Source organism: Winogradskyella poriferorum (genome assembly GCF_036553625.1).
Lineage (GTDB): Bacteria > Bacteroidota > Bacteroidia > Flavobacteriales > Flavobacteriaceae > Winogradskyella > Winogradskyella poriferorum.
In genome coordinates, this window is record NZ_JAZHOU010000003.1 from 90,669 (window position 1) to 115,730 (window position 25,062).

Genomic DNA, 25,062 nt, shown 5'->3' on the forward strand with positions numbered 1-25,062 from the left:
TTAAAAATATAACTTTTGAAGTTATGATTTATTATGAATTATAGGAATTCTCTATTGTAATTTAGTCTTTTGTCGTAGCTTTTTCACCATATTCTTCAAGAAGAATAAGAAATAATTGACTGTTAACTACCAATTTTTCTAAGAGCTGCATTTTGTTTTCGTCCTTTAATAATTCTTTTCTAATACCTTTCTCGGTACAATAATCGATAAAAAGGCTGATTTTGTTTTCGGGAATTTTTAAATCTAAAGTAAATAGCTCTTTATTAAAAAAATCATTCGTTGCAAAAAATGATTCTAATTCTTGATAGTCTACTGGAATTTTGTTCTCTAGGTTTTTGTTTTTTCGTTTTCTAAAAAGTTTTGAAATGCCTTTATAAAGTAATTTAAGATCTAAAGTTGGCATTAAATTATCTCCACTTTTTACCAATGGTTTCTTTGATAGGTTTTTTTGTTCAGTTTTTATGGTAGAGTAATAAGATATAGAGTCAAACTTATTCTTCTTTTCATTAATGATTTTAACTTCATTTAGCTCACTAACTATCTCATCGACTTCAAAAACAGTTCGGTTTTCAAAATGAGATTGTTTAACAACGACTTCTAAAGGGTGGTAAAAAATGGATTGAAAAGAGAGTGTGTCGTTGACTTTGGCTTCTATACTAAAGTTTCCGTCTTTATTTGTAAAGGTAAGGATGTTTTGAGTTTTGTTGATGATTTTCATATCCTCAACCACATTTTTAGTGTCAAAAACCTTCCCTTTAATGGTTTGTGCTAAACTAAGATTGTGGTAAAAAAACAAAGCCGTAATGATAATAAAATAGCGCATAGGTAATATTTAATCTTTATTTACGGTTTCTTCACCATATTCTTCAAGGAGTATGAGAAATAACTGACTGTTGACTACCAATTCTTCTAAAAGCTGCATTTTGTTTTCGTCCTTTAATAATTCTGAACTTATGCCTTTAGCAGAACAAAAATCGTAGAAGAGTTTGGCTTTGTCTTCTGGGATTTTAAGATTTTTAGTTAATAAACTTTTGTTGAAGAATGAACTTTTATCAAATAAAGAATCGATTTGCTCATATTTCAAAGGTGGATATGTTGGTGGTTTATTTTTGTTTTTCTCTTTGTTTTTCTTTTTGAATAGTTTAACTACCAAACTTATGATACCTAAGATGTTTCCACCATATTGAGAGTTTTCGGGTCTATATAAATGCGGATTTCGTTTTAGATCCTCTTTTATTAAGTTATTGAGTTCTCTGTTATATGTTTCCTCTTCGAAAACGGGTTGCTCTGGTTCTGATTGAATTTCTACTTCATCGAGTTCACTTACAATTTCTTCAACTTCAAAAACATTAATATCATCAAAATGCGATTGCTTTAGTACAACTTCTAAAGGATGGTAAAAAATCGATTGAAACGAAATAGTGTCATTGACTTTGGCTGTTATATTAAAATCACCATCTTTATTTGTTACTGTTAGGATATTCTGGGTTTTATTGATGACTTTCATATCCTTAACAACCGTTTTGGTGTCGTAAACTTTACCAGACAAGGTTTGCGCAGATAAGTTATAATAGAAAGACAAAAAGAGCAAAAAGGTCAGTAAAAAACGCATTATTGATTGATTAGTGCTTTAAAGAAACACTTTATCAGCTAAACTGAAGTTAAGATTAAAAAAACTTTAACCTAAAGAAATGTTAATCAAATAGTTTGGCGACCTCTGTAGGGATTCTCGCAGGCTTTTTGGTTGCCGTATTCATAAAACACCACTTTGTTTCAGATGTAACAATGAGCTTGTTATTAGTGTTGTTAGTTATTTCTACATGACGAATAGAAGTGAGGCCCTCTGATTTTGAAACAAAGGTTTTTATAGTTAACTCATCTCCTAATAAAGCTTCACCTTTATACTGAATATTATGACTTAGCATTACCCAGAAGTAGTTGTCTAAAATGGTTTTAGGTGCATTTTTTAACCAATGTGCTTCCGCAATATCTTGTACCCATTGCACATAACGCACATTGTTAACGTGGTTGAGTTGGTCTAAGTCGTCTTTAGAAACAGTGATGGTTTTTTCAAAAGTTTGCAAAGTCTGCTTATTGCTTTTTAATTTTTACCTCAAAAAGTTTGTCCCAGTTTTTACCTGTTACAAAAATAGTTTTGCGCTCAGGATGGTAAGCAATACCATTTAAAACATCTAGCTCGTTGTGCTGTGTTACTAATTTTCTAAGAGGCTTAAAGTTAATAACACCTTCTACACCTCCTGTTTTAGGATTAATAATAACCACTCCGTTTTTTTGATAAATGTTGGCAAATATTTTACCGTCTATCCATTCCAGTTCATTTAATGCTGGGATTTTGCCTTTTTCGGTATACACTTCAATATGGTTGCCCTCAGCCAAATTATCAGGATTAAGAATCCAGATTTTTTCGGTACCGTCAGATTTATATAGTTGTTTACCATCGTTGCAAATTCCCCAACCTTCTTGGCTTGTACCGTAATTGAAAGTTTTTAATTTTTCAAACGTGTTTACGTCGTATACAAAACCACGTTTTGCTCTCCATGTAAGTTGATATATTTTTTCATCTAAAATTGTTAAGCCTTCACCAAAAAAGTTGTCATCAAGGTTAATATTTTTCAAAACTTCGCCAGTTTCAAAATTTACTTTTCTAAGTTTAGACTCCTTGTACTGTCCTGTGCTTTCGTACAATTCTCCATTATGAAATTCTAATCCTTGCGTGTAAGATGTGATGTCGTGAGGATAGGTGTTTACAATTTCATAATTATACATGGGTGTAATGATATTATTATAAATGATGATGGTTTTGTCGATTGTCTCTGAGTTACCATCATAATTAATTGTAGCAACCAAAGTTTTTTCTCCTAAGGTTACATTTTCTAATACAGCATCTTTTGCAATTGGCTTACCATCTAATTGATAACTGACATTTGTGATGTTTAGCTTTTTAGGATTATCAATAGTAAGGTTTAATGTATCACCTAATAACAGAGATTTTGTATTAAGATTAATAGATAAGCCAGTTTGATTTGCAGTGTTTTTCTCTCCGCAGTTAATTAAAACCAGGCTTAAGCAAAAGATAATGAGGTACTTGTAAAATTGCATGAATATCTTAGAATTTTTAGGAAAGGTATTAAATAAAATTCAGTTTAAAAATCATTGCGAAAGTATTAAAAGGTTGTATCTTTGCAGCCGGGCAAGTCCTACACAACCAGCTCCTGCTTAATCCTCCAGGACGGGAACGTAGCAAAGGTACGCGGTCGTAGCGGTGTGATGTAGGTAGCTTGCCTTTTTTTATGCGCTAAAGTGAAAGCGCTTTTAGGTACAAAATATAACATATTCTTAAACTTTGTACTTTTAGCTTCAAAACACACATTTTATTATTATGTCTAAAGTTGTTTTAATAACCGGAGGATCTTCAGGAATAGGTAAATCAATAGGAGAATTTTTGCAACAAAAAGGGTTTAAAGTATTCGGAACCAGTAGAAATCCTAAGAATTATCCAAACAGTAAATTTCCAATAGTAGCTTTAGACGTTACAAAGCCCGAAACGATTTCGTCTTGTATTGCTGAAGTTTTAAAACAAGAAAACCGAATAGATGTCCTAATAAATAATGCAGGAGCAGGTATTACAGGACCAGTTGAGGAAATTCCGGATGAAGAAATAAAACGAAATTTTGAAACTAATTTTTTTGGTCCTATAAATGTAATAAAGGCAACTTTGCCTACCATGAGAGCTCAAAACTCCGGTTTAATTATTAACATAACTTCGATTGCAGGTTATATGGGTTTGCCATTTAGAGGCGTTTATAGTGCCAGTAAAGGCGCTTTAGAAATTATAACCGAAGCCTTTAGAATGGAGCTCAAAGATTTTAATATTGAAATGACTAATGTAGCTCCAGGAGATTTTGCAACTAATATTGCTGCTGGTAGATATCACGCACCTGTTTTAGAAAATTCTCCATACAAAGAAAAGTACGGACATTCTTTAAAAACTATGGACCAACATGTTGACGAAGGTGGTGATCCGAAAGAGATGGCAGAGGCTATTTATAAAATAATAGAAACTAAATCGCCTAAGATTCATTACAAGGTAGGTGCGTTTATGCAAAAGTTTTCTATTGTGCTTAAGCGTGTGTTGCCAGACAAGATGTACGAAAAACTTCTAATGAATCATTATATGCTGTAAATCATTTTGGTACATTATTTGAGGTTTGAAATTTAAATTAGCTATTATGAAAAAACCTCTACTCATTACACTTCTGTTTTTGGCATTTGTATTTGGTTGCGATGAGCCATTATGTATTTTTCCTAAAGAACCGCAATTGCCCAATAAAGAATTTCCTATTGGTAGCACAGAGAGTTATTATTACGTAGATCTGAGTGCTGAAATTAATAACGAACCCAGAGATAATGACTACGATTATTATTTTGATGTTGTAGGTCTTCCTGCAGGAATGGATTATTTTGTAAACTACAGAACGATTAGTCTAGAAGGTACGCCTGAAGTGTCAGGTATTTTTGATATTATTATTTACCTTGATGTTGAAGGACCTTTTAGAAATGATTATGATGATCCTGATGTGTTGTGTAACTATGGTACATCAAAAACATACACACTTATTATTGAATAGGTTTAGGTTCTATTTTTAGTAATTTGTTAATATATTTTATTGAATTATTTGAAGTCCTCATCTGTAATAGTTGTAAATTCGCGATAACTAAAAACACAACAAATCGCGATAACTAAAAACACAACAAATCAAATTTATTTTAGATGAAATTTTTTATTGACACAGCCAATTTAGACCAGATTAAAGAAGCTCAGGACATGGGTATTTTAGATGGTGTTACTACAAACCCGTCACTAATGGCAAAAGAAGGTATTACAGGTGTAGACAATATTATGAAACACTACGTAGATATCTGTAATATTGTAGAAGGAGATGTATCTGCAGAAGTTATTTCTACAGATTTTGATGGTATGGTTAGAGAAGGTGAGGCTTTGGCTGAGTTACATGATCAGATTGTTGTTAAGCTTCCTATGATTAAGGATGGTGTAAAAGCATGTAAATATTTTTCAGACAGAGGAATTAAAACTAACGTAACATTAGTATTCTCTCCAGGACAAGCATTATTAGCAGCAAAAGCAGGTGCTACTTATGTGTCTCCTTTTATTGGTCGTTTAGATGATATTTCAACAGATGGATTAAATCTTATTGCAGAGATTCGTCATATTTTTGATAACTATGCTTTCGATACAGAAATATTAGCGGCTTCTGTGCGTCATACAATGCATGTTATAGATTGTGCAAAATTGGGTGCAGATGTTATGACAGGACCTCTAAGTTCTATCACAGGATTATTAAAACATCCTTTAACAGATATAGGTTTAGAAAAATTCTTGGCAGATTATAAGAAAGGAAACTAACAGAACTTTTTAGAAGAGTTTATTTTAGGCATCTTATTGTTTAGCAATGAGGTGCCTTTTTTGTAGCATGTCTCCTAGCATTTCTGTAAAGTCAGATTTAAAGATATTTACATTAGGATGTAAAATCATACCGTTTTCATTAACTATAATGGCTTTGTTAAGGTAATTTACAGCTAATATTTTTCTTGCTTTTAGAGGATGTTTGAATTTGTATTCATTCTTAGTAGGAAAATCATAATTGTTAATAATACTTTTCCATGATTTATCATCATTAGAATTAAGATTTATTGAAACAAATTCTACATGTGGAAATGCATATTTTAAGCTTTTTACTTTATAATGGCTGTTTCTATATTGCATTTTAGAATTGGAGGACCAAAAGTAAATAATGGTAGGCTTCTCTATAATAGAGTTTAAATTGTGCTCGCTGTTATCGTAGTTTACTATTTCTATATTTGGAATAGGATTGCCTTGTCTCAGTAATTTTAGAGAACAGACTAGTTCCTTTATGCTTTCTTTATCTTCTTCATTTGTACTTTTAGGAAGATAGTAGTTCAGCATTTCATCCGCTTCAGCTTCGGTATGATTATAACTTACGTAATCTCTGGTTTTATATTTTAGAAGACTATTTTTTATGGTCTCATTAGAAATAATACTATCTATTAAATCTAATTTAGATTTGTTGTAGTCCGCAGCATGCCTGTCAAACGTACTATGAACATTATGTTTCTTGTAATAATTTTGTGCAGCAAGATTATCTATATGCGAAAATAAAAAACGATTATAAGCATATAAATGACTTAAATGAGCGGCATTATAATCTACATAATTTCTGTGATCATAAAAATCTTCGGGTAAATCTTTTATATGTATAAGCTTGTTATTACCAAAGTACGCAAAAGGATATATTTCCTTATCTGCATAAGAATTATAATTGATATTGGTTTCAATGATAGATTTAAACAACTCAGATTCTTCTTTATCTTGAAGGAAATTATGAAACTTGGTCAACTCTTTTTTACGTCTTTCTTCTACAAACGCATTAAATTCTTCAGGTTCCATTTTAGCATAGTGTACTAGCTTTGATGCTTGTTGTTCATTAGCTAAATATGTTTCTATGAGATAATTGTTTTTTCTGGCACCTTTCCCTGTAAAAACCAAAGATTCATCAAAATCATAGGTGTTTAATCTAAACATAACACTGTCATTTGGTTCTAATAAAACCAACTGATATTCACCACCATGAGTAAAGGAGTATAATCCAGGATTCAGATCTTTTATTTTATAGATAAATCTGTTGTTACTATCTAGCGTAAGAGAATCTACAACCTTACCTTTAGTATTAAAAAGAATAATACTATTGTTCTTTGGATTTACAATTTCACCACCAACATAGGCATAGCTGCCATCATTTGTGTTTACTTTGCAACCAAATGACATGGACAGCAGTAATAGTGAAAGTATAATATATCTAGAAAACATGGGGATTTATCTAAAGATTGCAAACAAAAATATATGATGAAAACTTTAAGTCTTGTTAATACCTAGTTAAATCTTGTTATACTAATCATTTATTTCGCTCAATCGCTTAATTTTTCTACTTTTGCACTCTCAAAATTCGAATAGTAATAAAGACTAAAATTATAAACTATGTTATCAGTTTCTAATCTTTCGGTTCAATTTGGAAAACGTGTCCTTTTTGATGAAGTAAACACCACCTTTAACAACGGAAATTGTTATGGGATTATAGGTGCTAATGGAGCAGGGAAATCTACTTTTTTAAAGATTTTGGCAGGTAAAATGGATCCAACATCTGGTCATGTACATTTAGAGCCAGGCAAACGTATGTCTGTATTGGAGCAAAACCATAATAAGCATGATGAAGATACCGTTTTAGAAACTGTTCTAAAGGGTAATAAGCCTTTATATAAGTTAAAAACAGAGATTGATGCGCTGTATGCAGATTATACAGATGAGAATGCTGAGAAAATAGGTGAGCTACAAGTAGAGTTTGAAGAAATGAACGGTTGGAATGCCGACAGTGATGCTGCAGCTATGCTCTCAAACTTAGGTATTAAAGAAGATTTGCATTATTCTTTAATGGGAGATTTAGATGGTAAGCAAAAAGTACGTGTATTATTAGCGCAGGCCTTATTTGGTAATCCTGATGTGTTAATTATGGATGAGCCAACCAACGATTTGGATTACGAAACAATTTCGTGGTTAGAGAACTTTTTGGCTAATTACGATAACTGTGTTATTGTGGTATCTCACGACCGTCACTTTTTAGATGCTGTTTGTACGCATATTTCTGATATTGACTTTGGAAAAATTAACCATTACTCTGGTAACTATACTTTTTGGTACGAGTCGTCTCAGTTAGCTGCAAAGCAACGTGCACAACAAAACAAAAAGGCAGAAGAGAAGAAGAAAGAATTAGAAGAATTTATTCGTCGTTTCTCAGCTAACGTTGCAAAATCTAAGCAGGCAACAAGTAGAAAAAAGATGATAGATAAGTTAAATATCGCTGATATTAAACCTAGTAGTCGTCGTTATCCAGCAATTATTTTTGAGCGTGAGCGCGAAGCAGGAGATCAAATTTTAAATGTTGAAGGTTTGTCCGCAAGTATCGATGGAGAGGTTTTGTTTAAAGGAATAGATATAAACTTGGCAAAAGGGGATAAAGTCGTTATTTATTCTAAAGATTCCAGAGCATCAACTGCGTTTTATGAAATTATAAATGGTAAGCAAAACCCAGATGCTGGTAAATATGCTTGGGGAGTAACAACAACACAGTCTTATCTACCGTTAGATAACAGTGAATACTTTGATAATAAACTAACTTTAGTAGATTGGTTACGTCAATGGGCAACAACAGAAGAGGAAAGAGAAGAAGTATACATTAGAGGATTCTTAGGGAAAATGATATTTAGTGGTGAAGAAGCTTTAAAAACATCAGATGTATTATCTGGAGGTGAAAAAGTGCGCTGTATGCTTAGCCGTATGATGATGATGAGAGCAAACGTTGTTATGGTAGACGAACCAACAAACCACTTAGACCTTGAAAGTATTACAGCATTTAACAATGCATTAAAAAACTTTAAAGGCACAGTAATGTTAACTACGCACGATCATGAGTTTGCACAAACCGTTGGTAACAGAATTATAGAATTAACACCAAATGGAGTAATAGATCGTTACATGACATTTGATGAATATATGAGTGATAAGAAGATTAAGGAGCAGAGAGAGAAGATGTATGGTGTTACTGCTTAATAAGTCCTCTTAAATTTAATAAAGACAATTTTTTAATAGTCAATTGTTTTTTGTCATACCAAAAAAGGTTTGTTATGTGTTTACATAACAAAACTTTTTTTTATTCAGAAGAGGTAGACTCCATCTCAGATTTAACCTGCTCAACAATAGCAAGAGCGTTATTTAGTTCGTCATTATGAACAAATACTTCCTGAAAGCCTTGATTCAAGGAGCCATATCCTGCTAATCTTTGCGATTCACCTTCGTCTTTAATTATAGGTATAATGCCCTTAGCTTCTAATTCGTCTTTAACTCTGGTTACAAGAATAAAGTTGCCTGAGTAAACTTTTGTGTATTCTGATGTGCTCATATTTATAGGATTTAAAATCTTATATAAGTTACGTTTTTTTTTCAATAATAAACTATTAAAAATCATTAAAATAATTTTTAATTATTAAAAAATGATTAATCATAGACTTAATCTATATTAAGATAAGTTTAAAAAATAATTAGACTTATTATTGAATTTATAATTTATTAACTTTAAACTGTGAAAATTACAATCAAAAACTAAAATAATGGATAATAACAACACAGACACATTTGAGCTTAACGAAAGCGATGCAAGTAAATGCCCATTCTTAAGTGGTAAGCAAACAACTGTCGGAGGAGGCGGTGTTAAGAATAGAGATTGGTGGCCAAACGAATTAAAATTAAACATTTTAAGACAACATGCTGCTAAATCTAATCCACTCGGTGAAGATTTTGATTATGCTAAGGCATTCAATAGTATCAATTATGATGAATTAAAGCAGGACTTAACGAAGTTGATGACAGATTCTCAAGATTGGTGGCCAGCAGATTATGGACATTATGGTGGTTTTATGATACGTATGGCTTGGCACAGTGCTGGTACATACAGAGTTGGTGATGGACGAGGTGGTGCAGGTACAGGTAATCAGCGATTTGCGCCAATTAATAGCTGGCCAGATAATGGAAATTTAGATAAAGCTAGGTTGCTTTTGTGGCCAATTAAAAAGAAATATGGTAACAAAATCTCATGGGCAGATTTAATGATTTTGGCTGGTAATGTAGCCTTAGAATCAATGGGATTCCCAACATTTGGTTTTGCAGGTGGTAGAGAAGATATTTGGGAGCCAGAACAAGATGTTTATTGGGGAAGTGAAACAGAATGGGGAGCAAATGAAGAGCGTTACGGAAATAGCGATAATTATGCGGAGCGAGATTTAGAAGATCCTCTAGCGGCTGTAATGATGGGTTGGATATATGTAAACCCAGAAGGTCCAGATGGTAAGCCAGATCCTATGGGTTCTGCTAAAGATGTTAGAGAAACTTTTGGTCGTATGGCAATGAACGATGAAGAAACTGTTGCTTTAGTAGCAGGTGGTCATACTTTTGGTAAGGCGCACGGAGCAGCAGATCCAGGAAAATATGTTGGTGCTGAGCCACACGGTGCACCTATGGCAGAAATGAGTACGGGTTGGAAAAATACGTATAAAAGTGGAGTCTTAGATGATACCATTACAAGTGGAATTGAAGGCGCTTGGACGCCAAATCCTACACAATGGGATGCAGATTATTTTGATGTACTTTTAAATTATGATTGGGAGTTGACCAAAAGTCCTGCAGGAGCGCATCAATGGACACCAACGGCAGAATCTAAAGCACGTATGGCTCCAAAAGCTGGTGATCCAAATGGAAAACAAGCTTTAATGATGACAACTGCAGATATAGCATTAAAGACAGATCCAGAGTACTTAAAAATCTCTCAAAAGTTTCATAAAGATTTTAAAGCTTTTGAAGATGCCTTTGCACGTGCTTGGTATAAATTAACGCACAGAGATTTAGGGCCAAAAGATCGTTATTTGGGTCCAGAGGTGCCAAAAGAAGATTTAATTTGGCAAGATCCAATTCCAAAAGTAGACTACACATTAAGTGACTCTGATATTGAATTATTAAAGAAAATGATTTTAGCTTCTGGGTTAACTATTTCAGAATTGGTAAGAACAGCTTGGGCTTCAGCCTCAACATATAGAGATTCTGATAAGCGTGGTGGCGCAAATGGTGCACGTGTAAGATTAGAGCCTCAAAGAAGCTGGAAAGTCAATAATCCTGAAGAGTTAGATAAAGTATTAAGTGTTTTAGAGGGCATTCAGAAAGAATTTAGTGGCGAAGTTTCTATGGCAGATTTAATTGTATTGGCAGGTAATGCAGCTATTGAAGAAGCGGCAAGTAATGCAGGTCATAGTGTATCGGTACCATTTGCACAAGGTAGAGGAGATGCTACACAAGAGCAGACAGATATTGAGCAATTCAATTATTTAAAACCTATTGGAGATGGATTTAGAAATTATATGAACGCTAATGTTAGTGTAAAAGCTGAAGACTTATTGATTGATAAAGCCAATTTAATGGCATTGTCAATACCAGAAATGACTGTTCTTATTGGAGGTATGCGTGTATTAGGTGCTAATTATGACAGTTCAAAACATGGTGTATTTACTGATAATGTTGGTCATCTGACTAACGATTTCTTTAAAAACCTTGTAGATATGACCTACACGTGGAGTGCAACTTCAGAAGAAGAAACGCACTTTGAAGGTAGAGATCGTAGAACAGGTGAAGTGAAATTTACAGGAACGCGAGCAGACCTAATTTTTGGTTCTAATACAGAGCTGAGAGCGGTTTGTGAAGTTTATGCAGCTGATGATGCAGAAGAGAAGTTTGTAAACGATTTTGTGGCAGCATGGACTAAAGTAATGAATGCTGATAGATTTGATTTGAAATAATAATTGATTGATAGTTAATAGAGTATGAAAAAGGAATGTGTGTTTTAGCACATTCCTTTTTTTTAAATGAAAAAAAATGAACGAAAACGAACTGTTTTTTAGAACAATACAATCAGGCAATGTTGAAAATTTAGGACTTCAGTTAGATAGAGATCCAGATTTGGCCAATATTAAAGATTCTAGAGGATTTACTCCTTTAATATTTGCAACGTATTTTGGTCAAGAAGAGATTGCAAAATTGTTAATTGAAAAAGGTGCTGACATAAACGCAAAAGATGCATCAGGAAATACAGCCTTAATTGGAGTAAGTTTTAAGGGTAATAAAGATTTAGTAGATTTGCTTTTAGCTCATAATGCTAGTGTAAATATTCAGAATAAAAACGGAACAACTGCATTATCCTTTGCTACACAGTACAATCAAAAAACTATAGTAGAAACGTTGCTAAGACATGATGCTGATAAAACCATTAAAGATAATGAAGGAAAAACAGCATTAGATTATGCTAAAGAAAAAGAATTAAACGAGATAATTGAGCTACTTAATTAAAAGCAAAAAACCACTTCTAAATTTAGAAGTGGTTTTTTATTCTTCTTTTTCAATTAATACTTTTACTTATCAATAGATCCGAGAACACGAGACATAAATGAATTTAAAGCTTCCTTTTTTGGTGTGCCATCTTTTACCATTTTATGTACTTCAATTGCACCATACATATTAGAAATTAATTCGCCTATAACATCTAACTCTTCATCTTTTAAGGATGGTACTTCAGTTAGGTTTTCTAAGGTTTCAATAGTTTCAATTACGTAGTCTTCATCGTTTTCTTCGATAAACTGGGTTAATTGTTTTATTACAGGTAATTTCATATTTAAATTACTTCAGAAACAAGGTCTTTTAATACGTCAAACTTGTTTGTTTGTACTTGATTTTTGAACTCACCGTTTTTAAAAGTAGCAAAGGTAGGTAAGTTATCTACTGTTGCTAATTTTCTGCTTTCAGGAAATTTTTCAGCATCAGCAATAACAAATTTTACATTTTCGTTCTCTGTTGCTAATTTCTTGAACTTAGGCTTCATTATACGACAGTTTCCGCACCATGTTGCTGAATATTGTACAACAACAGTTTCGTTTTCAGAAACTAAGCTTTGTAAATTATCTTGATCTAATTCTTGAATCATAACCAGTAATTAGTTTAAGTGTGCTTTTAAATACTCTCTAGTACCTTGTGCGTTAGCTTGCATTGCATCTTTACCTTCTTCCCAGTTTGCAGGACAAACTTCTCCTTTTTCTTGCACGTGTGTTAGAGCATCAATAATTCTTAAGTACTCATTTACATTTCTACCAAGAGGCATGTTGTTGATGCTTTCGTGTTGTACAACACCTTCTTCATCAATAATGTAAGTAGCTCTGTAAGTAACGTTATCTCCGTCTACAGTTACAACACCAGTTTCTTCATTGTAAGTTTCGTTAGAGATGTCTAAAATACCTAGAGTAGATGCTAAGTTCCTATTTGAATCGGCTAAAAGAGGGTATGTTACACCTTCAATTCCACCATTATCTTTTGCGGTACTTAACCAAGCAAAGTGAACTTCTGCAGTATCACAAGATGCTCCAATAACAATTGTGTTACGTTTTTCAAATTCACCTAAAGCAGCTTGAAAGGCATGTAATTCAGTTGGGCATACAAAAGTAAAATCTTTCGGATACCAGAATAATACTACTTTTTTGTTGTTGTTTTTTGCTTCTTCAAGAACGTTGAGCTTAAAAGTATCACCCATTTCGTTCATTGCGTTTACGTTTAAATCTGGGAATTGTTTTCCTACAAATGCCATTGTATATTTTTTAATTTATTAATAGTTTACTACAAAAGTACCTATTACCTGAGTATGTTTTTATAGCAATTATTTATTATAAATCAATGCAATTATAGTGTAAGTGTATGGCTTCAAAAAAGCACCTTTAAATTTATGATAATGATAAAATAGGATAGCGTAAAATACGAACCTCTTAAAATAGGTCCATTTTACTTGAAAAATAAATTTTTACTTTTTCAATAAATATTTAATTTTAATCCTAAATGCAGCAAAAAGTAGAGTCGTAAATGGGCTGAGCCAATTAAAAATAGCATAAAAGAAATATTCGGCAACTCCAACTCCTAAAACACCACTTTGATAAGCACCGCAAGTATTCCAAGGAATCAAAACAGAGGTTACAGTACCAGAATCTTCTAGTGTTCTACTAAGATTCTCTGGAGCTAGACCTTTATCCTCATATGCTTTTTTAAACATTTTACCCGGAACAACAAGTGCTAAGTATTGGTCAGATGCAGTAACGTTTAATGCTAAGCAGCTAGCTACTGTACTAGCAAATAGTCCAAATACTGAAGTGGCTAAGCTTAAAAGTGCTTTGCTAATTTTAGCAAGTGCGCCAATAGCATCCATCACACCGCCAAACGTCATAGCACATAAAATTAGCCATATCGTACCAAGCATTCCCTTCATACCTTTTCCAGAAGCTGAGAATAGGCTTTTTAGAGTTTCATTGTCTGTTTCAATAGTAGTGCTTACAGTAATAGCATCCATTACTCCTTGGTAAGCGGATTTAACCGTTAAAGATTCTACACCTGCAATTTGTGCTACAATTTGAGGTTGAAAAATTAGAGCGAAGATGCCTCCTAAAATGGTACCAATCAGTAATGCAATTAGAGGTGAGGTTTTCTTAATTATTAAGAATATAACGAATATTGGGACCAGAAATAACCAACCCGAAATATTAAAAGTTTTATCAATATCGTTAATTAAGGTAGAGGTTTCAGCTGCGCCTTCAGTATTCTGGGTAAACCCTAAAATAACAAATACAATAAGCGTAATGATAATAGTTGGAACTGTGGTGTAGGTCATATATTTTATATGTGAAAATAATTCACCTCCAGCCATAGCAGGAGCTAAATTTGTGGTGTCACTTAAAGGCGACATTTTATCTCCAAAATATGCGCCAGAAAGCACAGCGCCAGCAGTCATTCCCATCGGAACTCCTAAAGCTTCACCAATCCCTATTAATGCGATACCAACCGTAGCTGATGTGGTCCAAGAGCTACCAGTTGCAACTGATATAATAGCACAAATTATAACGCAAGCCGCTAAAAATATTGTAGGGTTTAGAATTTGTAAGCCATAATATATCATAGCAGGTATTATACCACTAATTAACCATGTACCTGCTAAAGCACCAACCATTAATAGAATTAAAATTGCGCCTGCTGTAGATTTTATGTTTTCAGCAACCTCTTCAACCATTTGATTAAATGAAACTTTATTAAAAAAGCCTACAACTGCTGCTACTGCAGCGCCTAATAATAATATAAATTGATTGCTGCCATTTAAAGCATTATCGCCATAAACATATACATTAAAGGCTAACATGCCAACCAATGCAAACACAGGTAATAAAGCTTCCCAAATATTAAGCTCTTTATTTTCTACTATATTTTCGTCTTGTGGTTGTCTTGGTTTAATATTTTGACTCTCCATAGATTATCTTATTTATCTCTGTAATGTTACAACTTTCATTACTTATATCAAAAATTCATAATTGTTGCAGTTCATCTATGATTTTAATCATTTTAAAATGTATAGTGTGTATTTCATCGAAAAGTAGTGACTAAGGATATGGTTATCTGTGTCTTATAAGCATCTAATCCAAATATTAAATGTGTTATGTCTTTAGTTACTTATTTTATAATTTTTACATTATTAGTATTTTCAATTGGTGCTTATTTTATATTTATAGAATTAAATCCAATAGCTTTTAATGGTGATTCTTCTGAAAAGAGTTTGGATATTTATAATACCAAATCTAATTCTAATGCCTCACTTTTTTCCACATCAAAATGTAATGAAGGTAAAGAGAACATGGTAAGAAAAAAATTAGAGATTCAGCAAGGGATAGAAAAACAACAAAAACAGCTAAAAAGAAATTTAAGAACTCTAAACTACATTACGCTTTTAAGAGCAGATGTGCATATAATTAAAGATCCAAAGCGTTTAGAGGAAATTAATAAGCTAAAAGAAGGTATTGAGCTTCAAATATTAAGAAATACAAAGATTTTAAATAAATATAAACAACTAGATATTAACTCAATTTAAATTTTGCCGTCATTAAAAGTTTAATAGAAATATTTAGCGATACAAAAAAGCCTGATTTTAAAATCAGGCTTTTTTATAAATATTCGTTTTTTAGATCAACTCAACTTCCAGAATATTTAGTTCCTCCATGCATGACTTCATCATTTCGTAGGTACGATGTATATCTGCATCTAAGCCTATAGAAAAACGAATAAGTCCATCGCTTAATCCCATCTCTATTTGTTCGTCCTCAGGTATTTCTGATGATGTAGAGCTTCCTGGCGCACTAAATAATGTTTTGTAGAATCCTAAGCTAACAGCAAGATAACCTAAGTTGCGCTCTTGCATTAATTCCATTAGCGCATTTGCTTTGTCGAGTGAGCCTACATCAATAGTTAGCATTCCGCCAAAACCATACTTGTAATTCATCATAGATTTAAATAACTCATGAGATGGATGAGATGCTAAACCAGGATAAACGGTTTTAAGTCCATCTTTTTCAAATTTTTCAGCAAGATAATTTGCGTTATGGCTGTGCTGCTGCATTCTAATATGAAGTGTTCTTAAGTTTTTTAATACAGAAGCAGAACGCAGACTATCCATTGTAGAGCCTAATAACATAGCAGCTCCATCGTTTACATTTCTTAACTGATCTATAAACTCTTGTGTGCCGCATACAACTCCACCAACAGTATCAGAAGAACCGTTAATAAATTTTGTTAAACTATGAATAACAATATCAGCGCCTAAATTTGCTGGAGATATAGATAGCGGTGAGAATGTATTGTCAACAACCAGTTTTAAGTTGTGTTTTTTTGCTAATTCTGCTAAACCTTTAATATCAGCAACTTCAAGCAATGGATTACTAACCGACTCGCAGTAAAGTACTCTTGTTTTTGGTGTAATGGCAGCTTCTACAACGTCTAACTTTGTGATATCTACAAACGTTGTGTCAATGCCTAGTCTTGGAGCAAAGTTTTTTAAAAATGCATAAGTACCTCCATAGATTGTTCTGCTACTTACAATATGCTCACCAGCTTTACACAATTGCATTAATACAGGTGTAATAGCTCCCATTCCAGAGGCTGTAACTGTTGCAGTTTCTGTGCCTTCCATTGCAGCAAGTGCTTCGCCTAAATATAAATTTGAAGGGGATGAATGACGAGAGTATAAGTAACAACCATCAGCATTACCTTCAAACGTATCAAACATAGTCTTTGCCGATAAAAAAGTGTATGTTGAAGAGTCGGAAATCGATGGATTTACACCACCAAACTCTCCAAAGTACTGTAAGTCTTGTATGTTATTTGCAGGTTTAAATTTCATTTTTGAAATATTTAAAATTGGTATATACAAATTTGAAAACTATTAGAATAAAAATCAACTTATAATATATTTTGTAGATAATTATTTTGTTTATAGTTGTTTTTGTGGAATAATAATCTTTATTTTTGCTCAAACGTTGATAGATTCCGAAAAATATTAAGCTAATGTTAGATCATATAGATAAAGAGTTACTAAAACTTCTTCAAAACGATAGTAAGCAAACTAATAAAGGACTGTCTCATGCTTTAGGATTGTCTGTTACAGCTGTATATGAGCGTATTAGGAAGCTGGAAAAAAATGGAATTATAAGTAAATATGTTGCGCTTATAGATAAAAAAAAGGTAAATAAGGCTTTTGTTGCCTTTTGCCATGTAAAATTAGTACAGCATTCTCAAGACTATGTTATGAAATTTGAGAGAGAAGTTCGTAAATTAGACGAAGTACTAGAATGTTATCATATCAGTGGAGACTACGATTACTTGTTAAAAGTACTGGTTGAGGATATGGAAGCATTTAGAGAATTTATGGTTAAGAAGCTCACCAATATAAACCATATAGGTAGCACACACAGTATGTTTATGATTAGTGAAGTAAAGTATACTACAGCAATAACATTATAATATGCAAAGCATAAGGTATAGACTTATTGAGTTTTTTGTTGTATTTGTTTTAATACCGATGAGTTTTGTGTTTAATTTTCAGTTATGGGTTAAGCTAGCTATTGGTGTATCAGGCTTTATTTATGTGATTTACGTACTTCTTAAGGTAGAAAATAATAAGTTTAAAATAAGGCAACATATTAACTGGACACAGTTTTGGCAACGAACAACCATTAAGTTTCTGGTAATAGCTCTTGTTACTATTGGGTACATGTATATTATAGATTATAAAAATCTGTTCGTTGTTATAAAGTCTAAACCCTTGTTATGGGCAATAATTTTATTTATATATTCTGTTTTTTCGGTATATCCACAAGAATTGGTTTACAGAACATTTTTCTTTCAACGTTACGAATCCTTGTTTAGAAGTAATGCATTGTTTATAATGGTAAACGCAGCGTTATTTTCATTAGCACATATCTTTTTTAAGAATACTTTGGTGATGATTTTAACGTTTATAGGAGGTATTTTGTTTGCGCTAACATTCAAAAAAACAAAGTCAACACTTTTGGTTTCTATTGAACATGCTATTTATGGCAGTTGGTTATTTACGGTAGGTATGGGTGAGATGTTGGGATTCCCAAATTAAAAGAATCGATAGGTTATGAAATATTCAAAAATAAAAGAATTATATAGATTTATATTTGAGTCTTATGACAAGCCATCTCTACAAAAGCATATAGAAAAAATCATAGAGATGGATCAGTTTCTACCTTATAGTTCAACTTTTTTTTGTATTACAAATACTCAAGATTTAACCTTTGAGTATGTGAGTAAAAACTATAATGCATGTTTGGGTTTAGATGCTAAAGAAATAAAGGAAAAGGGGATGCGTTATTTCTGGAGTAGAATACATCCAGAGGATATAGAATCTTGGTTGCAGGCCTTAAATAGTCTTATGAAATTTACCTTAAGTGAAATTCCAAAAGAGAAAAGAAAGGATGCAAGTTACACTTGGAATTTTAGGTTTAAAAACGCACAAGGTACATACGTTAATATTATTCAAAATACGACTCCATTAATTTTTGATTCAGAAAACAAACCCATCATTGGTTTGGCGCATTATACCGTTTTGCATCCAGATGTAAAATTAGATATTACGGCTTCGGCTAAGCTACTTAATAGTGAACAAGAATATGAAACCATTTATTTTAATAGCTTTTCTCAAAAGCTATTACATGATGGCGTAACCAACAGAGAGCGCGATATTATTCGTCTATTAATTTTAGATAAAACCAGTAAAGAAATTTCAGAAAAATTAAATATTAGCTCTCATACTGTAGATACCCACAGACGTAATATTCTAAAGAAATTAGATATAACATCTACAGGCGAATTGGTTGGGATTTTAAAGCTAAATCCACATTGGTTATAGAAAAAATACTCAAATTGAGTATTGTAAGTATGTCAGTTATTCACCAATTTTGAATGCTATTAACTTTTAGGGAATAAAGAGTCCATTTTAATTAGATTTTGATCTTTTAATAATGGGCTTTTTTATTAACAGCTCCATAATTAAAAATAGTCCTATACTTTTCGTTAATCATTAATCAATATTGTATTTTTGTGTAAGATAAAATTAACATCAAAAAAACACTTATGAAATCATACGATGTAGCAGTAATAGGTTCTGGTCCTGGTGGATATGTGGCAGCAATACGTTGTGCGCAACTAGGTATGAAAACTGCAATTATTGAAAAATATTCTACACTAGGAGGTACATGTCTTAATGTAGGATGTATTCCAAGTAAAGCCTTATTAAGTTCTTCGCACCATTACGAAGAAGCTACAAAACACTTTGAAGAACACGGTATAGAAATACCAGGAGAAATTAAAGTAAATCTTGAAAAGATGATAGCGCGTAAGCAAGCTGTTGTTGACCAAACAACAGGAGGCATAGATTTCTTAATGAAGAAAAATAATATTGATGTTTACGAAGGTTTAGGATCTTTTAAAGATGCTACACATATTAAAATTGAAGGAAAAGATGCTGGCGAGATAGAAGCTAAAAATACCATTATAGCCACAGGTTCTAAGCCATCAAACCTTCCTTTTATCAATATTGATAAAGAACGAATTATCACATCTACAGAAGCTTTAAAATTAAAAGAAGTACCAAAGCATTTGATGATTATTGGAGGTGGAGTAATTGGTTTAGAGCTAGGACAAGTTTACCGTCGTCTTGGTGCTGAGGTGACTGTAATTGAGTATATGGACAGAATTCTACCTACCATGGATGCAGGTTTGTCTAAAGAGCTTAATAAAGTCTTTAAAAAAGCAAAATGCAGCATGATGGTGTCTCATAAAGTTCAGTCTGTAGAACGTAATGGAGATGAAGTTGTAGTTAAGGCTGAAAACAAAAAAGGAGAAGTTGTAGAGTTTAAAGGAGATTACTGTTTAGTATCAGTTGGTCGTCGTCCATATACAGATGGATTAAACGCAGAAGCAGCTGGTGTAAAACTTAACGACAGAGGACAAGTAGAAGTTAATGAGCATTTACAAACCAATGTGTCTAACATCTATGCAATAGGAGATGTTGTTAAAGGAGCAATGTTAGCACACAAAGCTGAAGAAGAAGGTGTTTTTGTAGCAGAAACTTTAGCAGGTCAAAAACCGCATATAGATTACAACCTAATTCCAGGAGTAGTTTATACTTGGCCAGAAGTTGCAGCAGTAGGTAAAACAGAAGAAGAATTAAAAGAAGCAGGTACTGAATATAAAGTAGGTCAGTTTCCGTTTAGAGCTTTAGGAAGAGCCAGAGCAAGTGGAGATATTGATGGCTTTGTAAAAATATTAGCAGATAAAACTACAGACGAAGTTTTAGGCGTACACATGATTGGTGCACGTTGTGCAGATTTAATAGCAGAAGCAGTAACAGCAATGGAGTTTAGAGCATCTGCAGAAGATATATCTAGATATTCTCACGCACATCCAACCTTTGCAGAAGCTGTTAAAGAAGCAGCATTAGCAGCAACAGACGATAGAGCGTTACATGTTTAAATAGAAATATTATCATTTAAAATTGATCAGAATCAAAAAAGCGGACTCAAAATAGTTCGCTTTTTTGTTATTAATTTTTTACAAATGAACCTTCAACCCTTAAAAATACCATCAGGATGGTCAGTTGATTGGAATTTGTTAACCGATACAAATCCAACAGAAGACACTATACACGACTTTACGGGTAGTTCTTTATTGCTTATCAGTTCGCATACACGACTAAAAGCTATTGATGTATCATGGCGGCCAGAGGGAGACATTAACGGTGCATACCAACTACAGGTTATTTATTTACTTCCAAAATTCAATACAAAAACCAATACACTTGATTATGAAGGTGTCTGGGAGGCACCAGAGTTAGAATTTTCTACCAAAAACCGATTAGAACTAGTTGATAAGTTAAATCATCTACTGTTTTATTTAAAGCCTTATACAGATACACGCATTTTGCTAAAACCTGGTGTTGTAGATGAGCCTAATGAAGCTATAAGACAAGAGTTTTTAACCAATGGTTTAACAGAAGAAATTGCAGAAAAAATATTGTCGTCTAACCATAAAAAACTTCAAGAGTTAATTCTGGATTGTGCAGATGTTTCAAAAGTTATTGTGGAAACATTAATGCAATCAGGTGCAAGTAGCGGAGTTAAGAATAAAGCTAAACAAATACTTTCCAGTAAACGCTTTAAGTAAAGTAAAAGGATTATAACTCTTGCATTAAATCAATAATTCTTAATCGCTTGGCATAGCTGTCTTCGTTAACATCTCTAACAAAACAATAGGCGCTAATAGCTTCGTTTTCTACCTTTTCTTTCAGTTCTTCAACTGTGTTTGGGCCAAATTCTTTAGATTTAGAAATGTAGTAGAATTCGTGTTTGTGTATAACCTTATTAACCTTCTTTTTGTATTTTGTTTTTAAGTATTCCTGAATGTCTTCAATAGAATTTAGTTCTTCAGAGTAATTTGTAGTATTTATATACATGGCAAACTCTTCCTTGTCCTGATGATTTAAAACTAAAATATCATCGTCCTTAAAATAAGCCTTAACAGTAATAACACCGTCTTCAGTTTCTATAGTAAAAATGTTTTGAATGCTTATAGTCCAAGATGTTGTAATAGTAGCATCTTTCCTCTCAATTTCTAAGATATTATCTTCCCTAAACGTATAAATAGCCTTCTTTTTAGAAATACCATTTACTAAAACCCATTGCTGATTTATAAAGTGAGAATCGTGATGACGATCGTAATCAAACGGTTTTAAATTAGGGATGGTATTATGAAGATGTGTACTCATTAAGCGGTTAATAACATAGTCTAGAGACTATGATAACGATAGATTTGGACTTTTATTTACCTAAAGTTAATAATTTTCGAGATGATTTAAAACATCTTTCTTGTAACTTCGACTAATAGGTAATGCTTTTCGATTAACTGTAATCTCTTCATTTGTAAAAGATTCAATCTTGTTTAAGCTTACAATATATGATCGATGAATTCTTAAAAAATCCTTTTGAGGTAGTTTAGCTTCAATCGCACTTATGGTTTCTCTGGTAACAATGCATTGATCTCTTAGGTGAATTTTAATATAATCGCTCAAACTTTCGATATATAGAATATCGCTAAAAGTAATTTTTAGCATACGTCTGTCAGACCTCACAAAAATAAAGTCAATATTGTCTGTAGGTTTTAATTCAATGCCTGACTGAATTGTTTTAACTTCAAAATAACGATTTACAGCTTTTAGCAATCGCTCAAAAGGTATAGGTTTTAATAAATAATCTACAGCTTGAAGATCAAAGCCTTCTACAGCATAGTCTCTGTAAGCGGTTGTAAAAATTATTTTTATGTTTTTGTTAATGGATTTAGCAAAGGCAATACCTGAGATTTCTGGCATATTGATGTCTAGAAAAATCAAGTCAACGTCATTATTATTTATAAAATTGAACGCTTCAATGGCATTTTTGCATTGTGCAATGACTTCAATATTTTGTATTTGAGCTAAGTGTGTGGCAATGATGTCTCTAGCCATACTTTCATCATCAACTATTATACAAGAGATAGGTTTAGTCATTTGTGGGCTTAGAGTTTATATTCAGCTTTAAATCTACATAAAACATAGAATCATCCTGAATGATATTTAAATTGTATCTGTTTGGATATAACAGTTCTAATCGTTTTTTTATGTTTTGTAATCCAATACCTTCATTGTAATGGTTTGTATTAGATTTACTGTTGCTGATTTTAAAAACAATAGTTTTGGCAGTTGCAACTAAGTTTATATTCATGGTTAAAACGCCATCTTTTAAAGTGCCATGTTTAAAACTATTCTCTACAAAAGGAATAAATAACATTGGAGCAATATGAATAGTTTTTGATTGAATATCCTTTGAAAATGAAACATTTAAGGTGTCGCTAAAGCGTGTTTTTTCTAACGCAATATAATCTTCAATATGATGTATTTCGTCCTCTAAACTTACAAAAGGCTTATCAACTTGATAGAGTAGGTAGTCTAGGAGATTAGACAATTTTAAAATCATTTCTGGTGTATCATCAGATTTTTTTAACGCAGAACCATACATTGTATTTAATGTATTGAATAAAAAATGAGGATGAATCTGCATTTTTAAATATTTGAGTTCCTGCTCTTTTAGTTTTAGTTGGGTTTCTAAAATTTTTGTTTCTAGGCTTTTTGTAATTCGACTTTGTTTTAAGTTGAGTTTTAAAAGTTTGAAGGCACTCACTACAATAACTATTAAATAAATACTTGTAATAATAAACAAAGCGCTTTTGCCTATGGTATTCACCTTTTCAAATTTAAAATTTGTGAGATATGCTAAAGCAAAAAATATAGAAAGGCATATGCCAAAAATCGAAATAATTACAGTGTACAAGCTATAAATGCAGAAATGTAAATAACGCTTAGTAATTAAATAGTCTGGAATAAGCTTATAGATAGATACATAGGTTGTTGCAATAGTTACAGGCATTAAAAACATTGAGAAATAGATAACTTTGCTATCTAGAGAATTATCAACATCAAATACTGAAGCAAAAAGTAAAAGCACTAAAATCCAAAATATAATGTGCAGGAGTACTTGTTTTATTCTATAGATAAGGACGCTGTTCAATGCTCAAATAATGATGATATTACAATAATAACCTAAATTTAAATAGAAACTATCTTTTGTAGACGAATGACAGATTTAGGGCTGGTTTTAACATTAAGGTTATAACCATAACTAAAATGGTAATTCGTCGCATTTTAAATTTTTGAGACTATACTTCTTGTAGGTTTGTTTTAAGTTTAACCATTAAATAAAAAAATATGTTTTCATTAATTCTTTTAGGAAATCGCTTGCAAGAAGGTGGGCCAGCAATGTATATTATATTATTAGTCTTCCTGCTTTCGTTAACCTTTGTCGTTATCGCCTTCGTAAAACGAAAGAAAGACAGTTTAGTAGCTCAAAAGATGATTAGTCTCGCTGCTGAGTGTAGTCTCATAGCCTTGGTAGTTGGGTGCTTAGCTTCAGTTGTAGGAATTATACAGTTGTTTGATATGGTAGAAGCCCTTGGAGATGTAAATCCAGCATTATTTTCAGGTGGTCTAAAAGTGTCTTTACTGACCATTACATTTGGGTTATTTTCATTTACAGTGGCACGTATAGGTATTTTGACTTATAAATGGAGTTTAAAACCAAATGAAACCAACTAAAAGAAGTCTTATGAAATTTTATTTAAAAAGAAGAAGATTACTTGGTTCAATAATTTTGTCAGTATTTGCTATTATTCTTGCGTGTTTTTCTTGTAATGAAACTCCGAGCTCTACAAATAAAATGGAAAGCGAATTAATAATAAAAATCAATGCTGTACAAGAGCAGATTATGGCGCAAGGAAATATTACAGAAAATGAAGAGCAAGCTTTGTTAAGTTTATGCAGTATAGTATCCCATAATGATGGATTAGCAAATTATGATTCTAATGATAGAATGGTATTAAAAGATGTAGAATTAGCACCAATTTATAAAGGCTGTGAAGAACTTTCGATAGAGGAAACAAGGAAATGTTTTAATAATAAAATTTCAACATTTGTAGAACAGGAGTTTAATTTAAGTCTGTCTAAAGATTTAAAGCTTTCAGAACCAAAACATGTTGATGCTTTTTTTATAATCAACGAAAACGGAAAAGTCACAGGCATGAAAGTTAGAGATGCAGAGGTAACTATCCAGGCAGAAGTCTTAAGGGTTCTCAGAAAGATACCAGAAATGAAACCAGCCATACATAAAGGAAAACCTGTTTCTGTATTGTGTTCAATAATTATAAAATATGGAAATGAAATCGAAGTAGATGTTCATTACATTCCTGAAATACCTGATGATTTAGAATTGAATAACTAATTATACAACCAACAAAAGAATATAAAAGTATTCTTTAAAAGCGAACTTTAA

Annotated in this window: 28 protein-coding genes and 1 other RNA gene; 15 read left to right on the forward strand and 14 right to left on the reverse strand. The window is 32.3% G+C overall.

The window, feature by feature from the left end:
• Positions 1-61: 61 nt before the first annotated feature.
• From V1468_RS09960 to V1468_RS09975, 4 genes are all read right to left on the reverse strand, one after another.
• Positions 62-823 (reverse strand): carboxypeptidase-like regulatory domain-containing protein, encoded by a 762-nt coding sequence (locus V1468_RS09960; RefSeq protein ID WP_331810096.1) that lies wholly within the window; start codon positions 821-823, stop codon positions 62-64.
• 9 nt (positions 824-832) lie between these two features.
• Positions 833-1,612: a hypothetical protein gene (locus tag V1468_RS09965; protein ID WP_331810097.1), complete on the reverse strand. Its 780-nt coding sequence runs from the start codon at positions 1,610-1,612 to the stop codon at positions 833-835.
• An 82-nt stretch (positions 1,613-1,694) separates the two neighbouring features.
• Complete coding sequence (locus tag V1468_RS09970) at positions 1,695-2,084, reverse strand: acyl-CoA thioesterase (protein WP_331810098.1); 390 nt, start codon at positions 2,082-2,084, stop codon at positions 1,695-1,697.
• Positions 2,085-2,091: 7 nt separating this feature from the next.
• Complete coding sequence (locus V1468_RS09975) at positions 2,092-3,120, reverse strand: glutaminyl-peptide cyclotransferase (protein WP_331810099.1); 1,029 nt, start codon at positions 3,118-3,120, stop codon at positions 2,092-2,094.
• Positions 3,121-3,209: 89 nt separating this feature from the next.
• Between V1468_RS09975 and ffs the strand changes: the two genes are divergently transcribed.
• The 4 genes from ffs to fsa all read left to right on the forward strand — a co-directional run bounded on the left by ffs (position 3,210) and on the right by fsa (position 5,446).
• Positions 3,210-3,308: signal recognition particle sRNA small type (gene ffs / locus V1468_RS09980), an RNA gene on the forward strand.
• 92 nt (positions 3,309-3,400) lie between these two features.
• Positions 3,401-4,204, forward strand: coding sequence for an SDR family oxidoreductase (locus V1468_RS09985; RefSeq protein WP_331810100.1), 804 nt, complete (start codon positions 3,401-3,403; stop codon positions 4,202-4,204).
• Positions 4,205-4,250: 46 nt separating this feature from the next.
• The gene (locus tag V1468_RS09990; RefSeq protein WP_331810101.1) at positions 4,251-4,649 is read left to right on the forward strand and encodes a hypothetical protein; all 399 of its coding nucleotides are present in this window, start codon (positions 4,251-4,253) and stop codon (positions 4,647-4,649) included.
• Between the two features lie 143 nt (positions 4,650-4,792).
• Positions 4,793-5,446 (forward strand): fructose-6-phosphate aldolase, encoded by a 654-nt coding sequence (fsa, locus tag V1468_RS09995; RefSeq protein WP_331810102.1) that lies wholly within the window; start codon positions 4,793-4,795, stop codon positions 5,444-5,446.
• A gap of 33 nt (positions 5,447-5,479) precedes the next feature.
• Here the strand turns inward: fsa and V1468_RS10000 are convergent, their stop codons facing one another.
• Positions 5,480-6,928: a hypothetical protein gene (locus V1468_RS10000; RefSeq protein WP_331810103.1), complete on the reverse strand. Its 1,449-nt coding sequence runs from the start codon at positions 6,926-6,928 to the stop codon at positions 5,480-5,482.
• Positions 6,929-7,096: 168 nt separating this feature from the next.
• On the opposite strand from V1468_RS10000, the gene V1468_RS10005 reads away from it, so the two are divergent.
• Positions 7,097-8,722 (forward strand): ABC-F family ATP-binding cassette domain-containing protein, encoded by a 1,626-nt coding sequence (locus V1468_RS10005; RefSeq protein ID WP_331810104.1) that lies wholly within the window; start codon positions 7,097-7,099, stop codon positions 8,720-8,722.
• A 100-nt stretch (positions 8,723-8,822) separates the two neighbouring features.
• Here V1468_RS10005 and V1468_RS10010 read toward each other — a convergent pair whose 3' ends face one another.
• Positions 8,823-9,071 (reverse strand): putative signal transducing protein, encoded by a 249-nt coding sequence (locus V1468_RS10010; RefSeq protein ID WP_331810105.1) that lies wholly within the window; start codon positions 9,069-9,071, stop codon positions 8,823-8,825.
• Between the two features lie 208 nt (positions 9,072-9,279).
• Between V1468_RS10010 and katG the strand changes: the two genes are divergently transcribed.
• Both katG and V1468_RS10020 read left to right on the forward strand, forming a co-directional pair.
• The gene (katG, locus tag V1468_RS10015) at positions 9,280-11,511 is read left to right on the forward strand and encodes a catalase/peroxidase HPI (protein WP_331810106.1); all 2,232 of its coding nucleotides are present in this window, start codon (positions 9,280-9,282) and stop codon (positions 11,509-11,511) included.
• Positions 11,512-11,587: 76 nt separating this feature from the next.
• Positions 11,588-12,058 (forward strand): ankyrin repeat domain-containing protein, encoded by a 471-nt coding sequence (locus tag V1468_RS10020; RefSeq protein WP_331810107.1) that lies wholly within the window; start codon positions 11,588-11,590, stop codon positions 12,056-12,058.
• Between the two features lie 62 nt (positions 12,059-12,120).
• On the opposite strand, the gene V1468_RS10025 is transcribed toward V1468_RS10020, so the two are convergent.
• The 4 genes from V1468_RS10025 to nhaC all read right to left on the reverse strand — a co-directional run bounded on the left by V1468_RS10025 (position 12,121) and on the right by nhaC (position 15,041).
• Positions 12,121-12,378 (reverse strand): DUF6952 family protein, encoded by a 258-nt coding sequence (locus tag V1468_RS10025; RefSeq protein WP_331810108.1) that lies wholly within the window; start codon positions 12,376-12,378, stop codon positions 12,121-12,123.
• Positions 12,379-12,380: 2 nt separating this feature from the next.
• Positions 12,381-12,689 (reverse strand): thioredoxin family protein, encoded by a 309-nt coding sequence (locus V1468_RS10030; RefSeq protein ID WP_331810109.1) that lies wholly within the window; start codon positions 12,687-12,689, stop codon positions 12,381-12,383.
• Positions 12,690-12,698: 9 nt separating this feature from the next.
• On the reverse strand, positions 12,699-13,343 hold the full coding sequence (locus V1468_RS10035; protein WP_331810110.1) for a peroxiredoxin: 645 nt from the start codon (positions 13,341-13,343) through the stop codon (positions 12,699-12,701).
• Positions 13,344-13,553: 210 nt separating this feature from the next.
• On the reverse strand, positions 13,554-15,041 hold the full coding sequence (gene nhaC / locus V1468_RS10040) for a Na+/H+ antiporter NhaC (RefSeq protein WP_331810111.1): 1,488 nt from the start codon (positions 15,039-15,041) through the stop codon (positions 13,554-13,556).
• 186 nt (positions 15,042-15,227) lie between these two features.
• On the opposite strand from nhaC, the gene V1468_RS10045 reads away from it, so the two are divergent.
• On the forward strand, positions 15,228-15,656 hold the full coding sequence (locus V1468_RS10045; protein ID WP_331810112.1) for a hypothetical protein: 429 nt from the start codon (positions 15,228-15,230) through the stop codon (positions 15,654-15,656).
• 90 nt (positions 15,657-15,746) lie between these two features.
• On the opposite strand, the gene V1468_RS10050 is transcribed toward V1468_RS10045, so the two are convergent.
• Positions 15,747-16,961 carry an aminotransferase class I/II-fold pyridoxal phosphate-dependent enzyme gene (locus V1468_RS10050; RefSeq protein WP_331810113.1) on the reverse strand — a complete coding sequence of 405 codons (1,215 nt, stop codon included), beginning with the start codon at positions 16,959-16,961 and terminating at the stop codon, positions 15,747-15,749.
• A 164-nt stretch (positions 16,962-17,125) separates the two neighbouring features.
• Between V1468_RS10050 and V1468_RS10055 the strand changes: the two genes are divergently transcribed.
• The 5 genes from V1468_RS10055 (at position 17,126) to V1468_RS10075 (ending at position 21,310) form a co-directional block, all read left to right on the forward strand.
• A complete protein-coding gene (locus tag V1468_RS10055) occupies positions 17,126-17,581 on the forward strand; it encodes an Lrp/AsnC family transcriptional regulator (RefSeq protein WP_331810114.1) in 456 nt (151 codons plus the stop codon).
• A 1-nt stretch (position 17,582) separates the two neighbouring features.
• Positions 17,583-18,209, forward strand: coding sequence for a CPBP family intramembrane glutamic endopeptidase (locus V1468_RS10060; RefSeq protein ID WP_331810115.1), 627 nt, complete (start codon positions 17,583-17,585; stop codon positions 18,207-18,209).
• A 15-nt stretch (positions 18,210-18,224) separates the two neighbouring features.
• Positions 18,225-18,995, forward strand: a complete 771-nt coding sequence (locus V1468_RS10065) for a LuxR C-terminal-related transcriptional regulator (RefSeq protein ID WP_331810116.1) — start codon at positions 18,225-18,227, stop codon at positions 18,993-18,995.
• 224 nt (positions 18,996-19,219) lie between these two features.
• The gene (gene lpdA / locus V1468_RS10070) at positions 19,220-20,620 is read left to right on the forward strand and encodes a dihydrolipoyl dehydrogenase (protein ID WP_331810117.1); all 1,401 of its coding nucleotides are present in this window, start codon (positions 19,220-19,222) and stop codon (positions 20,618-20,620) included.
• Positions 20,621-20,704: 84 nt separating this feature from the next.
• Complete coding sequence (locus V1468_RS10075) at positions 20,705-21,310, forward strand: hypothetical protein (protein ID WP_331810118.1); 606 nt, start codon at positions 20,705-20,707, stop codon at positions 21,308-21,310.
• A 10-nt stretch (positions 21,311-21,320) separates the two neighbouring features.
• Here V1468_RS10075 and V1468_RS10080 read toward each other — a convergent pair whose 3' ends face one another.
• The 3 genes from V1468_RS10080 to V1468_RS10090 all read right to left on the reverse strand — a co-directional run bounded on the left by V1468_RS10080 (position 21,321) and on the right by V1468_RS10090 (position 23,682).
• Complete coding sequence (locus V1468_RS10080; RefSeq protein ID WP_331810119.1) at positions 21,321-21,911, reverse strand: hypothetical protein; 591 nt, start codon at positions 21,909-21,911, stop codon at positions 21,321-21,323.
• Between the two features lie 66 nt (positions 21,912-21,977).
• On the reverse strand, positions 21,978-22,688 hold the full coding sequence (locus V1468_RS10085; protein ID WP_331810120.1) for a LytR/AlgR family response regulator transcription factor: 711 nt from the start codon (positions 22,686-22,688) through the stop codon (positions 21,978-21,980).
• Entirely contained in the window at positions 22,681-23,682 is a 1,002-nt protein-coding gene (locus V1468_RS10090) for a sensor histidine kinase (protein WP_331810121.1), read from the reverse strand. The genes V1468_RS10085 and V1468_RS10090 overlap by 8 nt, the downstream gene beginning before the upstream one ends.
• Positions 23,683-23,942: 260 nt before the next feature.
• Here V1468_RS10090 and V1468_RS10095 point away from each other — a divergent pair, with 260 nt between their 5' ends.
• Positions 23,943-24,329: a hypothetical protein gene (locus V1468_RS10095; RefSeq protein WP_331810122.1), complete on the forward strand. Its 387-nt coding sequence runs from the start codon at positions 23,943-23,945 to the stop codon at positions 24,327-24,329.
• A 121-nt stretch (positions 24,330-24,450) separates the two neighbouring features.
• Entirely contained in the window at positions 24,451-25,011 is a 561-nt protein-coding gene (locus tag V1468_RS10100; protein ID WP_331810123.1) for a hypothetical protein, read from the forward strand.
• The last annotated feature ends 51 nt before the right edge of the window (positions 25,012-25,062 follow it).

What these genes read in the sequence shown, in the direction of transcription:
- V1468_RS09990 (WP_331810101.1), top strand. Translation starts at nt 4,251, where the DNA reads ATGAAAAAACCTCTACTCATTACACTTCTGTTTTTGGCATTTGTATTT.
- V1468_RS10095 (WP_331810122.1), top strand. Translation starts at nt 23,943, where the DNA reads ATGTTTTCATTAATTCTTTTAGGAAATCGCTTGCAAGAAGGTGGGCCA.
- V1468_RS09985 (WP_331810100.1), top strand. Translation starts at nt 3,401, where the DNA reads ATGTCTAAAGTTGTTTTAATAACCGGAGGATCTTCAGGAATAGGTAAA.
- V1468_RS10065 (WP_331810116.1), top strand. Translation starts at nt 18,225, where the DNA reads ATGAAATATTCAAAAATAAAAGAATTATATAGATTTATATTTGAGTCT.
- V1468_RS09975 (WP_331810099.1), bottom strand. Translation starts at nt 3,120, where the DNA reads ATGCAATTTTACAAGTACCTCATTATCTTTTGCTTAAGCCTGGTTTTA.
- V1468_RS09965 (WP_331810097.1), bottom strand. Translation starts at nt 1,612, where the DNA reads ATGCGTTTTTTACTGACCTTTTTGCTCTTTTTGTCTTTCTATTATAAC.
- V1468_RS10010 (WP_331810105.1), bottom strand. Translation starts at nt 9,071, where the DNA reads ATGAGCACATCAGAATACACAAAAGTTTACTCAGGCAACTTTATTCTT.
- V1468_RS10005 (WP_331810104.1), top strand. Translation starts at nt 7,097, where the DNA reads ATGTTATCAGTTTCTAATCTTTCGGTTCAATTTGGAAAACGTGTCCTT.
- V1468_RS10030 (WP_331810109.1), bottom strand. Translation starts at nt 12,689, where the DNA reads ATGATTCAAGAATTAGATCAAGATAATTTACAAAGCTTAGTTTCTGAA.
- lpdA (WP_331810117.1), top strand. Translation starts at nt 19,220, where the DNA reads ATGAAATCATACGATGTAGCAGTAATAGGTTCTGGTCCTGGTGGATAT.
- V1468_RS10060 (WP_331810115.1), top strand. Translation starts at nt 17,583, where the DNA reads ATGCAAAGCATAAGGTATAGACTTATTGAGTTTTTTGTTGTATTTGTT.
- V1468_RS09960 (WP_331810096.1), bottom strand. Translation starts at nt 823, where the DNA reads ATGCGCTATTTTATTATCATTACGGCTTTGTTTTTTTACCACAATCTT.
- V1468_RS10075 (WP_331810118.1), top strand. Translation starts at nt 20,705, where the DNA reads ATGAACCTTCAACCCTTAAAAATACCATCAGGATGGTCAGTTGATTGG.
- nhaC (WP_331810111.1), bottom strand. Translation starts at nt 15,041, where the DNA reads ATGGAGAGTCAAAATATTAAACCAAGACAACCACAAGACGAAAATATA.
- V1468_RS10055 (WP_331810114.1), top strand. Translation starts at nt 17,126, where the DNA reads ATGTTAGATCATATAGATAAAGAGTTACTAAAACTTCTTCAAAACGAT.
- V1468_RS10100 (WP_331810123.1), top strand. Translation starts at nt 24,451, where the DNA reads ATGGAAAGCGAATTAATAATAAAAATCAATGCTGTACAAGAGCAGATT.
- V1468_RS10035 (WP_331810110.1), bottom strand. Translation starts at nt 13,343, where the DNA reads ATGGCATTTGTAGGAAAACAATTCCCAGATTTAAACGTAAACGCAATG.
- katG (WP_331810106.1), top strand. Translation starts at nt 9,280, where the DNA reads ATGGATAATAACAACACAGACACATTTGAGCTTAACGAAAGCGATGCA.
- V1468_RS10085 (WP_331810120.1), bottom strand. Translation starts at nt 22,688, where the DNA reads ATGACTAAACCTATCTCTTGTATAATAGTTGATGATGAAAGTATGGCT.
- V1468_RS10080 (WP_331810119.1), bottom strand. Translation starts at nt 21,911, where the DNA reads ATGAGTACACATCTTCATAATACCATCCCTAATTTAAAACCGTTTGAT.
- V1468_RS10020 (WP_331810107.1), top strand. Translation starts at nt 11,588, where the DNA reads ATGAACGAAAACGAACTGTTTTTTAGAACAATACAATCAGGCAATGTT.
- V1468_RS10025 (WP_331810108.1), bottom strand. Translation starts at nt 12,378, where the DNA reads ATGAAATTACCTGTAATAAAACAATTAACCCAGTTTATCGAAGAAAAC.
- V1468_RS10000 (WP_331810103.1), bottom strand. Translation starts at nt 6,928, where the DNA reads ATGTTTTCTAGATATATTATACTTTCACTATTACTGCTGTCCATGTCA.
- V1468_RS10050 (WP_331810113.1), bottom strand. Translation starts at nt 16,961, where the DNA reads ATGAAATTTAAACCTGCAAATAACATACAAGACTTACAGTACTTTGGA.
- V1468_RS10045 (WP_331810112.1), top strand. Translation starts at nt 15,228, where the DNA reads ATGTCTTTAGTTACTTATTTTATAATTTTTACATTATTAGTATTTTCA.
- fsa (WP_331810102.1), top strand. Translation starts at nt 4,793, where the DNA reads ATGAAATTTTTTATTGACACAGCCAATTTAGACCAGATTAAAGAAGCT.